Annotated in this window: 13 protein-coding genes; 9 read left to right on the top strand and 4 right to left on the bottom strand. The window is 72.5% G+C overall.

Annotated elements, in window-relative coordinates:
- The first annotated feature begins 136 nt into the window (after positions 1–136).
- From ACFQGL_RS02615 to ACFQGL_RS02600, 4 genes are all read left to right on the top strand, one after another.
- Positions 137–316: a DUF6104 family protein gene (locus ACFQGL_RS02615; protein WP_074314166.1), complete on the top strand. Its 180-nt coding sequence runs from the start codon at positions 137–139 to the stop codon at positions 314–316.
- A 109-nt stretch (positions 317–425) separates the two neighbouring features.
- On the top strand, positions 426–1136 hold the full coding sequence (locus ACFQGL_RS02610; RefSeq protein WP_377504625.1) for a DUF998 domain-containing protein: 711 nt from the start codon (positions 426–428) through the stop codon (positions 1134–1136).
- Positions 1137–1205: 69 nt separating this feature from the next.
- Positions 1206–3278, top strand: coding sequence for a phosphate acetyltransferase (gene pta, locus ACFQGL_RS02605; RefSeq protein WP_377504623.1), 2073 nt, complete (start codon positions 1206–1208; stop codon positions 3276–3278).
- Positions 3275–4396 (top strand): acetate/propionate family kinase, encoded by a 1122-nt coding sequence (locus ACFQGL_RS02600; RefSeq protein ID WP_377504620.1) that lies wholly within the window; start codon positions 3275–3277, stop codon positions 4394–4396. Before pta ends, ACFQGL_RS02600 begins: the two co-directional genes overlap by 4 nt.
- A 42-nt stretch (positions 4397–4438) precedes the next feature.
- Here the strand turns inward: ACFQGL_RS02600 and ACFQGL_RS02595 are convergent, their stop codons facing one another.
- Positions 4439–4612 carry a hypothetical protein gene (locus ACFQGL_RS02595; protein ID WP_377504617.1) on the bottom strand — a complete coding sequence of 58 codons (174 nt, stop codon included), beginning with the start codon at positions 4610–4612 and terminating at the stop codon, positions 4439–4441.
- 158 nt (positions 4613–4770) lie between these two features.
- On the opposite strand from ACFQGL_RS02595, the gene ACFQGL_RS02590 reads away from it, so the two are divergent.
- Positions 4771–5667, top strand: coding sequence for an alpha/beta hydrolase family protein (locus ACFQGL_RS02590; RefSeq protein ID WP_377504615.1), 897 nt, complete (start codon positions 4771–4773; stop codon positions 5665–5667).
- Between the two features lie 68 nt (positions 5668–5735).
- A complete protein-coding gene (locus tag ACFQGL_RS02585) occupies positions 5736–6680 on the top strand; it encodes an alpha/beta hydrolase family protein (RefSeq protein ID WP_377504612.1) in 945 nt (314 codons plus the stop codon).
- Between the two features lie 124 nt (positions 6681–6804).
- Here ACFQGL_RS02585 and ACFQGL_RS02580 read toward each other — a convergent pair whose 3' ends face one another.
- The 3 genes from ACFQGL_RS02580 to ACFQGL_RS02570 form a co-directional block, all read right to left on the bottom strand.
- Complete coding sequence (locus tag ACFQGL_RS02580; protein WP_377504609.1) at positions 6805–7767, bottom strand: zinc-binding dehydrogenase; 963 nt, start codon at positions 7765–7767, stop codon at positions 6805–6807.
- Positions 7768–7836: 69 nt separating this feature from the next.
- Entirely contained in the window at positions 7837–9015 is a 1179-nt protein-coding gene (locus ACFQGL_RS02575) for an NAD(P)-dependent malic enzyme (protein ID WP_377504608.1), read from the bottom strand.
- Between the two features lie 142 nt (positions 9016–9157).
- A complete protein-coding gene (locus tag ACFQGL_RS02570) occupies positions 9158–9508 on the bottom strand; it encodes a S26 family signal peptidase (protein WP_377504605.1) in 351 nt (116 codons plus the stop codon).
- 84 nt (positions 9509–9592) lie between these two features.
- Between ACFQGL_RS02570 and sodN the strand changes: the two genes are divergently transcribed.
- The 3 genes from sodN to ACFQGL_RS02555 are packed head-to-tail and all read left to right on the top strand — an operon-like array spanning position 9593 to position 10982.
- Entirely contained in the window at positions 9593–9997 is a 405-nt protein-coding gene (gene sodN / locus ACFQGL_RS02565; RefSeq protein WP_377504602.1) for a superoxide dismutase, Ni, read from the top strand.
- Entirely contained in the window at positions 9994–10542 is a 549-nt protein-coding gene (locus ACFQGL_RS02560; RefSeq protein WP_377504599.1) for a GNAT family N-acetyltransferase, read from the top strand. The genes sodN and ACFQGL_RS02560 overlap by 4 nt, the downstream gene beginning before the upstream one ends.
- Before the next feature lie 32 nt (positions 10543–10574).
- Positions 10575–10982, top strand: coding sequence for an ATP-binding protein (locus ACFQGL_RS02555; RefSeq protein WP_377504596.1), 408 nt, complete (start codon positions 10575–10577; stop codon positions 10980–10982).
- Positions 10983–11033 lie beyond the last annotated feature (51 nt).

The following is an 11033-nucleotide window of genomic DNA, read 5'->3' as shown; positions in this document are numbered from 1 at the left end:
GAGCCCACCCCGCCCCGCCGAGCCCCGCCCACCCCGCCCCGTCGATCTAGGGCATATCGTCGTGCTAGGAGATCGACTGACGACGAAACGCCCTAGATCGACGGATCAGAGCCGACCGACGCAAGAGGACGCACCCATGTACTTCACCGACCGTGGCATCGAGGAACTCGTCGAGCGACGGGGCGACGAGCAGGTCACCCTTGAGTGGCTGGGTGAGCGGTTGCGCGACTTCGTCGACCTCAACCCCGACTTCGAGACCCCCATCGAACGCCTGGCCACCTACCTGGCCCGACTCGACGACCCTGACGATGAGTAACTTTCAGCAGTTGACTCGTAGCTCCGCGTGACGTCCACTGGTGGAGCAGCGTCGCCGGTACCCACAGGCCCGCCGGATCCCACGCCGCCGGACGCCAGGAGACCGAGCCGTGAACTTCAAGCCCGCCAAGCCGCCGCAGGACGCGGTGACCGTACGCCACCTGCGCATCGGCATCGGATCGGTCGGCATCGCCCTACCGATCGTGCTGGTCGTCGGCCACATGGTCGCCACCCGTCGCGTGGTCGTACTCAGCTCGCTCAGCGCGTATTACCACACCGAAATGCGCAACGTGTTCGTCGGCGCCCTGTGCGCGATCGGGGTGTTCCTCATCGCCTACCGCTACCGCTGGCCGGATAATCTCGTCGGCACGATCGCCGGGGCGCTCGCGATCATCGTGGCCCTCTTTCCCATCAGGGTCGAAGCACCGACCGGCGGTACCAGCGCCGTCAGCCGGGCGACCGGGCTGGTGCACCAGGGCGCGGCTGCGGCCCTGTTCCTGCTCCTCGCAGTCTTCTGCCTGTTCCTCTTCACCCGCCCCGACCGCGACGGCACGCCGCCCGGACGCGTCGCCAACCGCTTGTACCGCACCTGCGGCCTGCTCATCCTGGCGGCGATCGTGGTTGCGCTGGCTACCAGCGCACTCGCGACGGACGTCCACCAGACGCTCCAGCCAATGCTGTGGTGCGAGACCGTCGCCGTTTCCGCCTTCGGCACCGCCTGGGTCGCCAAGAGCGACGCGATCCTCCGGGTGGCCAAGCTGCCCGACGTGCCACCGTCCGACGAGGGGGTCGGGCAGATCGTCGCGACCGGCTCGTCCTGATCAGACCAGGTCGGCTGGCCGGGCCAAAGGACCCCGGTGGGACGTACCACGATCTTGTAGCGTGAGGTCGTGGCCCGGAGTGTGTATCTGACCAGCGTGGGTTCGGGCGGGGGAAAGTCGACCGTCGCGCTCGGGTTGGCCGAGTTGCTGTCCCGCCAGGTCGGGCGGATCGGCGTGTTCCGACCGCTGGTCGCCGACACCGGCCCGGACCCGATCCTCGCCCTGCTCAGCGAGCGTTACCGCGTCGAGCTGCCGTTGGCCGACCTGGCCGGGGCGAGCTACGGCGAGGCCGCCGCCCTGGTCGCCGACGGCCGGCGGGAGGAGCTGATCTCCGTCGTCGTCGAGCGCTACCGGGCGGTGGAACGGCAGTGCCCGGCGGTGGTCGTGGTGGGCAGTGACTTCGACGACCCCGGTGACCCGGCCCGCCCCCGGGAACTGGCCTTCAACGCCCGGCTGGCCACCGAGTTCGGCAGCGTGGTGGTGCCGGTGGTGGACGGCTTCGGGCAGGAGCCGGCGGCCGTCGCGGCGGCGGTACGCGGGGCGTACCACGATCTGGCCGATCTCGGCGCGACCGTGCTCGCGGTGATCGCCAACCGGGTACCCGGGCCGATGACGCTGCCCGAGCTGCCGGTGCCCGCGTACGCCATCCCGGAGGTGCCGAGCGTGTCGGCGCCGACGGTGGCCGAGGTGGCGGCGGCGCTCGGCGCCACCCTGTTGGCCGGGGACGACGCGGCGCTCGGCCGGGACGTGTTGGATTTCGTGGTCGGTGCCGCGCACGTGCCGACCCTGCTGAGTCACCTCACCGAGGGCGCCCTGGTGATCACCCCCGGGGACCGGGCCGACCTGCTGGTCGCCGCCAGCGCCGCGCACGTGGCCGGGCAGGTGTCGGTGGCGGGACTGGTGCTGACCCTCGGCGAGCAGCCCGATCCTCGGGTGATGCGGCTGGTGGAGGGCATGAACACCGGGCTCGCGATGCTCTCGGTCAGCAGCGACAGCTATGACACGGTGGCCGCGTCCAGCCGGATCGAGGGCCGACCCAGCGCGACCAACCCGCGCAAGGTGGAGGCCGCGCTCGGCGCGTTCGAGCGTTGCGTCGACACCGACGACCTGGCCCGCCGCCTGCGGGTCAGCCGATCGGCCCGGGTCACGCCGCTGATGTTCGAGAACGAGCTGATCGACCGGGCCCGCTCCCAGCGCCGGCACCTGGTGCTGCCGGAGGGCGCGGAGGACCGGATCCTTCGTGCGGCGGAGATCCTGCTCCGTCGTGGGGTGGCCGACCTGACCCTGCTCGGCCGGCCGGACGACATCGCCCGGCGTAACCGCGAGCTGGGCGTCGACCTCGGCGACGCGACCGTGGTCGACCCGGTCACCAGCGGGTGGCGGGACGAGTTCGCGGTCGAGTACGCCCGGCTGCGCGCTCACCGGGGTGTCACCGCCGAGCTGGCGCACGACATCGTGGCCCAGCCGAACTACTTCGGCACCCTGATGGTGGCCGCCGGGCACGCCGACGGGATGGTGTCCGGGTCGACGCACACCACCGCCGCCACCATCCGGCCGGCGTTCGAGATCATCCGTACGGTGCCGGGGGTCTCGGTGGCCTCCAGCGTCTTCTTCATGCTGCTGGCCGACCGGGTGCTGGTCTACGGCGACTGCGCGGTCAACCGCGACCCGGACGCCGCCCAACTCGCCGACATCGCCATCTCGTCGGCCGACACGGCCGCCCGCTTCGGCATCGAGCCCCGGGTGGCCATGCTGTCGTACTCGACCGGCAGCTCCGGCGCCGGCGCCGACGTGGAGAAGGTCGCCACGGCCACCGCGCTGGTTCGCGAGCGCCGGCCGGACCTGCTGGTCGAAGGACCGATCCAGTACGACGCGGCGATCGACCCGGCGGTCGCGGCCACCAAGCTGCCGGGCAGCCCGGTCGCCGGCCGGGCCACCGTCTTCATCTTTCCGGACCTGAACACCGGCAACAACACGTACAAGGCGGTGCAGCGCTCCGCCGGGGCGGTCGCCGTCGGGCCGGTGATGCAGGGCCTGCGCCGGCCGGTGAACGATTTGTCCCGTGGCGCCACCGTGCCGGACATCGTCAACACGGTGGCGATCACCGCCATCCAGGCGGCCAGCGAGGAGGAGGCCCGGTGAGTCGGGTACTGGTGCTCAACTGCGGGTCGTCCTCGGTGAAGTGGCGCCACTACGACGGTGACCGGGTGCTCGACCAGGGCACCGTCGAGCGGGTCGGTGAACCGGGCGGGGGCCCGGCGGACCACGCCAGCGCGGTGCGGCAGATCCTCGGCGGGCTGGACCTGACCGGGCTGGTGGCGGTCGGGCACCGGGTCGTGCACGGCGGCCGACGGTTCGCCGCGCCGGTCCTCATCGACGACGCGGTGCTGGCCGCGATCCACGACCTGGTCCCGCTCGCACCACTGCACAACCCGGCCAACCTGGCCGGCATCGAGGTGGCCCGCGCGGCGCTCCCAGGCGTACCGCAGGTCGCGGTCTTCGACACCGCGTTCCACCACACCCTGCCGGAGGCCGCCGCGACGTACGCCATCGACCGGGACACCGCCCAGCGGTACGACATCCGGCGGTACGGCTTCCACGGCACCTCGCACGGGTACGTCTCCCGACGTGCCGCCGAGCTGCTGGACCGCCCGTACGACCAGGTCAACACGATCACCCTGCACCTGGGCAACGGGGCCAGCGCCTGTGCGGTGGCCGCCGGTCGCAGCGTCGCCACCTCGATGGGCATGTCTCCGCTGGAGGGGCTGGTGATGGGCACCCGCAGCGGCGACCTGGACCCGACGATCATCTTCCACCTGCGCCGGGAGGGCGGCCTGTCGGTGGACGACATCGACGACCTGCTCAACCACCGCAGCGGCCTGCTCGGGCTGACCGGCGTCAACGACATGCGCGAGGTGCTCCAGCGCCGGACGGCCGGGGACCGGGCGGCGGCGCTGGCCTTCGACGTGTACTGCCGACGGATCACCGAGTACGTGGGCGCCTACTACGCGCTGCTCGGCCGGGTCGACGTGATCGCTTTCACCGCCGGCGTGGGCGAGCACGCCGCGCCGGTCCGGGCTGCCGCGCTGGCCGGTCTGGACCGCCTCGGCATCGCCGTGGACCCGGCCCGCAACGACAGCGCCACCGACGGTGACCGGGTGATCTCACCCGATGGTGCCGAGGTGACCGTCTGCGTCATCCGTACCGACGAGGAACGGGAGATCGCCCGGCAGACCCGGGACGTGGTCGGGGCCCGCTGAGATGCGGCGGCTCGGCTCGTCGAGCCGGCCGCCGCGGTCAGCTCAGGACGTCGCCAGCCAGGCGACGAGGGCCACCAGCAGCACGACGACCACCGCCGCACCGATGATCAGCGGGGTACGGGACGGTGCCTCCGTCGACGCCGTCGCCTCCGGCGAGTGGGTGAACGCCCGGAACGCCTCGGTGTTGCCGCTGGGGTCGGTGTAGTTCTCAGACATGCCGGTGACCCTAGCGAAGCCGATCGAGACGCGACGCCCCCGCCCAGGTCACCTCGGCGGGTCGAGCCGGCCGGCGGAGAGGACCCGACCGGGTCGGCGGGTGCAGCCGGGCCGGACGGCGGGGTCGTTCCGCACGCCCGGCCACTTACCGTGGAACCATGGGGGCGGGGCGGCTGATCGCCGTACTGGTGACGTCGCTGCTGGTTGGTTGCGCACCGGCCACCGCCGCACCGGGCGGCTCCACCGCCGTCCCGGGCGCGCGCCGAGCGCCCGAGGGGTCGTACGCCGTCGGCGTGCGTACGCTCACCCTCGATCCGCGCTCGGCGCGCCCCCTGCCGGTGACCGTCTGGTTCCCGGCCTCCCCCGGCGGGATGGCCGCCGGGCGGTTCCCGGTGGTCGTCTACAGCCACGGGTTGGGCAGCCGCCCCGAGCTGCACGCCGAGTTGACCACCCGGTGGGCGGCGGCCGGCTTCGTGGTGGCCGCTCCGGCGTTCCCGCACACCCGGCAGGGCGCCGCCGAGTTCACCCGTGCCGACGTCCGTAACCAGCCGGCCGACGGGTGGCGGCTGATCCGGCACCTGAGCCGCCTCGACACCGACCCCGGGGACCCGTTCGCCGGTCATCTGGAGCTGACCGCGATCGCCGCCGCCGGGCACTCGGCGGGCGGCTTCACGACGGCCGGCATGTTCAGCGCCGGGCATCCGGCCCGGCTGCGCGCCGGCATCGTGATCGCCGGGGGCGGGCTGCCCGGCAGCTTCGCCGGGCCGGCCGCGCCGATGCTCTTCGTGCACGGGACGGCCGACCCGGTGGTGCCGGTGACGGTCGGCCGGGCCGCCTACCGGCGTACGCCCGGGCCGGCCGCGTTCCTCAGCCTCCTCGACCAGGACCACGGCGCGTACCTCACCCCCGGCCACCCGGGGTTCGCCCCGGTTCTCGCCACCACCACCGACTTCCTCCGCTGGACGCTCTACGACGACGCAGCGGCCGGGGTCCGCCTGCCCGTCGACGCCGAGTCGCCCACCCTGACCCGGTACGAGTCCCGCCCGGCGCGCTGAGTCACCGGGCTGGCACGCCCCGCCGAACCGGGGCGGTCCGGTCGGCCGGACAAGGCACAATCATGCTCATGTCGCGTCGCGTCACCCCCGCGCTGCTGGCCAGCGCCCTGCTCATGGCCGGTCTGGTCGGCTGCTCCGGCGATACCCGGTCCGCCGCACCGCCCGAGCCGAAACCCGCCGCCACGCCGACGCCGCAGGCGACCGCTCCGCCGCAGGACTTCGCCGTCGGCGTACGCCAGCTGAAGCTGAACCGGGACGGGCGGGCGCTACCGGTGACGCTCTGGTACCCGGCGGCCGGGCAGGCCGGCGGCGCGGTGAAACGGTCGGCGGCCGCGGCCGAGGGCCGGTTTCCCGTGGTGATGTTCAGCCACGGGCTGACCGGGCGGCCGGATGACTACGCGGCGCTGCTGACCAGGTGGGCGGCGGTCGGCTTCGTGGTGGCCGCGCCGACCTTCCCGCACACCGCCCGGGGCACCAACGGCGACATTCTCGACGTGCTCAACCAGCCGGCCGACGTGTCGTACGCGCTGACCCAGGTGCTGGCGCTGGACGCCAAGGCCGACGACCCGCTGCGCGGCCGGCTCAACGCCGACCGGGTGGCCGCGGCCGGGCACTCGGCCGGCGCGGTGACCACCATCGGCCTCTTCACCACCGGCCGGGACGCGCGACTCGACGCCGGCGTGGTGTTCGCCGGCACCGGGCTCGGTGTGGGCACCGCGTTCGCCGGTGCGGTGGCGCCCCAGCTCTTCGTGCACGGCGAGCTGGACGAGGTCATCGAGTACGCGGCGGGCAAGGCCGTCTACGACAAGGTGCCCTGGCCGAAGGCGATGCTCACCCTGCCCAAGGGCGACCACGGCCGGAAGCTGCTCGCCGACAGGACGGCGTTGGGGGTGGTCTCGGACACGACCGTCGATTTCCTGCGCTGGTCGCTCTACGGCGACGAGGAAGCCAAGCGCCGCATGCCGACCGAGGCCGCGCGCGGCGACATCGCCACCTTCGACGACCACCTCTGAGCGCGGCAAGCGCCTCCCGGTCGCGGCGCGCGCCTTCCGATCCGCGCAGAACCCAGGAGGTAGTGGCCTTCGGCGTCGCCGGAGGCCACTACTTCCTCGATGTGGTGCGGATCGAGCAGCGCGCTCACGCGGTGTGGTCGATGACCACCTTGCCGAAGGCGTCGCCGGAGTGCAGTCGGGCGAAGGCGTCCTCGACCCGGCTGAACGGGATCACGCTGTCCACCACCGGGCGTACGCCACGGTCGGCGCAGAACGTGAGCAGCTCGTACAGCTCGCCCGGCGTACCCATCGAGGTGCCCAGGATCTCCAGCTGCATGGCGAAGACGCGGCGGAGGTTCACCGACGGCTCGTGCCCCGCGGTGGCCCCGGACACCACGATCCGGGCCATCGGCGCGGCCGACTTGAGCGAGTGGTCGAAGGTGGCCGCGCCGACCGTCTCGATCACCACGTCGACCCGCTCCGGCAGGCGGGCACCGGGCTCCACGGCGGTGGCGCCGAGCGCGGCGATCCGGTCCCGCTTGGCGGCGTCGCGGCTGGTCGCGTACACCCGCTTGCCCATTGCGACGGCGAGCGCGACGGCCGCGGTGGCCACGCCGCCGCCCGCGCCCTGCACCAGGACCGCGTCGGCGTCCTCGACCCGACCCTTGGTGGTGAGCATCCGCCACGCGGTCAGCCAGGCCGTGGGCAGGCAGGCCGCGTCGGTGGCCGTCAGCTCCGCGGGCAGCGGGATCAGGTTCGATCGGGGTACGGCGACCCGCTCGGCGAGGGTGCCGGCGAAGTGCTCGGAGAGGATGGAGACCCCGCGCGGGTCACCGGGAGTGACCACGACCGGGTAGACGACCACCTCGTTGCCGGCCGGGTCCACCCCGACCGCGTCGCAGCCGAGGATCATCGGCAGCTGGGCCTCGGTGAGCCCCACCCCGCGCAGCGACCAGAGGTCATGGTGGTTGAGCGAGGTGGCCCGCAGTTGCACGGTCACCCAGTCGTCGGCGGGGTGGGTCGGCTCGGGACGCTCACCGACGGTCAGTGCGGCGAGCGGATCGGCGTCGTCGAAGCGGGAGGCGAAGGCGGCACGCATGGTCGGCACGGTAACAAGCTGAGCGCTCGTTAAGAAGGGGCCCTTCCTATGCACCAGGCGTTAAGAAGGTGCCCTTCCTTATCGGCGGGCCACGCCGTCGCGGCGGGCCGCCTCGGCGACCGCCTCGGCGACGGCCGGCGCGACGCGTGGGTCCAGCGGCGACGGGACGATGGCGTCGGCGGTCAGCGACTCGGCCACCACCTGAGCGATGGCGTCCGCCGCGGCGACCTTCATCCCCTCGGTGATCCGGGTGGCCCGAGCGTCCAGCGCGCCACGGAACACCCCGGGGAAGGCCAGCACGTTGTTGATCTGGTTGGGGTAGTCGCTGCGCCCGGTGGCGACCACCGCGACGTGCCGGGCGGCCACCTCGGGGTGCACCTCCGGGGTGGGGTTGGCCAGCGCGAACACGATGCCGCCGGGTGCCATGCCGGCGACCGCGGCCTCCGGGATCTGCCCACCGGAGACGCCGATCAGCACGTCCGCGCCGCGCAGCGCCTCGGTGATGTCGCCGTGCCGGCCGTCGGCGTTGGTGCTCGCGGCCAGCTCGGCCTTGGTGCCGGTCAGGTCGGTGCGGTGGCGACCGATGATCCCCTTGGAGTCGCACACCACCACCTGGTCGGGGTTGACGCCGCCAGCGACCAGCATCTTCGTCACGGCCACACCGGCCGCGCCCGCGCCGCTCACCGCGACCCGCAGGTCACCGAGCTTGCGGTTGAGCAGGGTGGCGGCGTTGCGCAGCGCGGCGAGCACCACGATCGCGGTGCCGTGCTGGTCGTCGTGGAAGACCGGGATGTCCAGCGCCTCGTCGAGCCGGCGCTCCACCTCGAAGCAGCGCGGCGCGCTGATGTCCTCCAGGTTGATCCCACCGAACGACGGTGCCAGCGCCCGCACCACCGCCACGATCTCGTCCACGTCCTGGGTGTCCAGGCAGATCGGCACCGCGTCCACGCCGGCGAACTGCTTGAACAGCACCGCCTTGCCCTCCATCACCGGCAGCGCGGCGCGCGGACCGATGTTGCCGAGCCCGAGCACGGCCGACCCGTCGGTGACCACCGCGACGGTGTGCGACGCCCAGGTGTAGTCGTCGGCCAGGCCAGGGTCGGCGGCGATCGCCTCACAGACCAGGGCAACCCCCGGGGTGTACGCGAGGGAGAGGTCTTCCCGGCTGGTCAGCGGCACCGTCGAGGTGACGGCCATCTTGCCGCCCAGGTGCAGTTGGAAGACGGGATCAGCGGGGTCCATGGTGGACGAAGACATGGTGGTGACTCCAGGATCTGTCGAGCAGACGGGGCGGCCGGCCCGGCCGCGAGGTGGGCGGCGAGCAGTGGCGCGCGGTGCGGGGGGTCACCCGGGCACTTCCGAGCATAGTGTCGACACCGCCGCTCGGATGTGAGCGGGGTCATAACGGTCGACGCGGCACCCGTCCAGGGCGCGGCCAGTAGCGGGCCACCACCCGGCCACGTACGTCGGCCACCCCGTACGCCCGGGAGTCGTCGGTGACCAGGTCGTTGTCCCCGCGCAGCCACCACCCGCCGTCCTGGGCCCGGACCGCCCGCTTCACCACCAGCAGCTCCGGACGGGTCCGGAAGACCGCCACCACCACGTCACCGGGTCGGACCGGGCGCCCGCCCCGACGGACCAGCACCGCGTCGCCGTGCCGCAGTGTCGGTGCCATGGACGGGCCGGTGACCAAGACGGCGGTCAGCGGCCCCCGCAGTCGGGGCGCCTCCGGCGAGTGATCGGCCTGCACTGGTTTCACCTCCACCCGGTTCGGGGAGCATTCCCAGGAGTAATGTCGCCTTTGATCATCGCAAACTTCCCATGGAGGATCCCGATGCGACTTCCGCGCATCCTTGCGCCCCGCGTCACCGCGAGCGCTCACTGCGACCTGCCGTGCGGCGTCTACGACCCGGCCCAGGCCCGGATCGAGGCCGAGTCGGTCAAAATGATCTGCGAGAAGTACCAGTCGAACACCGACCCGGAGTTCCGTACCCGCGCGGTCATCATCAAGGAGCAGCGCGCCGAGCTGGTCAAGCACCACCTGTGGGTGCTCTGGACCGACTACTTCAAGGCCCCGCACTTCGAGAAGTACCCGAACCTGCACACCCTGTTCAACGAGGCCACCAAGCTCGCCGGCGCCAGCGGCGTCAAGGGCAGCCTCGACCCGGCCACCGCCGACAAGCTGCTCGCGAAGATCGACGAGATCTCGAAGATCTTCTGGGAGACCAAGAAGGCGTGACCTCTCCCGTCATCCCGACGGTCCGGCCGGCACGTCCTCGGGACGTGCCGGCCGTCGTCGCCATGGTGCACGAGCTGGCGGAGTACGAACGCGCCCCCGACCAGTGCCACCTCACCGCCGAGCAGTTGACCTCGGCACTGTTCCCGACCGCGCTCGGGGGCGACACGCCGAGCCCCGCACCGGCGCTCTTCGGCCACGTCGCGGTGGACGAGCACGACCAGCCGATCGGTTTCGCGCTGTGGTTCCTCAACTTCTCCACCTGGGCCGGCGTACACGGCATCTACCTGGAGGATCTCTACGTCCGGCCGACAGCCCGGGGCACCGGGGCGGGCCGCCTACTGCTCGCCACCCTGGCCGACATCTGCGTACGACGCGGCTACCGGCGACTGGAGTGGTGGATGATCGACTGGAATCCGGCCGCCGGTTTCTACGCCTCGATCGGCGCCGAGCCGATGAGCGAGTGGGTGCCGTACCGCCTCAGCGGTGCCGCGCTGCACGACCTGGCCGTCCAGGCGACGCCCGCCGGCACGCGCTCCGCCGACTGACCGGGTAGAGTCCCCGACCGGGGGGATGAGGCGTGACTCAACTGACCGGCCAGCCAGCGACCGACGACGACGTGGTGCACCTCACGGTGCCCGCCGACGGCGGATACCTCGGCGTGCTTCGTACCGCCACCGCCGGTCTCGCGGCCCGCTTGCAGTTCGCGCTCGACGAGATCGAGGATCTGCGGATCGCGGTCGACGAGGCGTGCGCCATGCTGCTCGCCATCGCCACCCGCGACGCGGAACTGGAGTGCCGCTTCTCGGTCACCGAGGACGCGCTGACCGTCGAGGTGACCGTGCCAACCGTCCGTGGCGCGACGCTGCCCGGCGAGTCCTCGTTCGCCTGGAAGGTGCTCACCGCGCTGACCACCTCGGCGTCCGCCATGGCCGCCGACGGCCGGGCGACGATCTCACTGCTCACCCGGCGCTCCGGCGGCTACTGACCGGCACGGTCAGCGGCCGGGCGGTGAGGGTCGTGCCCGGCCGTGCGCTGA

It is taken from the genome of Micromonospora vulcania (assembly GCF_042658605.1).
Taxonomy (GTDB): domain Bacteria; phylum Actinomycetota; class Actinomycetes; order Mycobacteriales; family Micromonosporaceae; genus Micromonospora; species Micromonospora vulcania.
Note: the sequence above shows the minus strand (reverse complement) of the source record. Positions and strands in the feature narration are given on the sequence as shown.

What these genes read in the sequence shown, in the direction of transcription:
- ACFQGL_RS02615 (WP_074314166.1), top strand. Translation starts at nt 137, where the DNA reads ATGTACTTCACCGACCGTGGCATCGAGGAACTCGTCGAGCGACGGGGC.
- ACFQGL_RS02575 (WP_377504608.1), bottom strand. Translation starts at nt 9,015, where the DNA reads ATGTCTTCGTCCACCATGGACCCCGCTGATCCCGTCTTCCAACTGCAC.
- sodN (WP_377504602.1), top strand. Translation starts at nt 9,593, where the DNA reads ATGCGACTTCCGCGCATCCTTGCGCCCCGCGTCACCGCGAGCGCTCAC.
- ACFQGL_RS02590 (WP_377504615.1), top strand. Translation starts at nt 4,771, where the DNA reads ATGGGGGCGGGGCGGCTGATCGCCGTACTGGTGACGTCGCTGCTGGTT.
- ACFQGL_RS02595 (WP_377504617.1), bottom strand. Translation starts at nt 4,612, where the DNA reads ATGTCTGAGAACTACACCGACCCCAGCGGCAACACCGAGGCGTTCCGG.
- ACFQGL_RS02585 (WP_377504612.1), top strand. Translation starts at nt 5,736, where the DNA reads ATGTCGCGTCGCGTCACCCCCGCGCTGCTGGCCAGCGCCCTGCTCATG.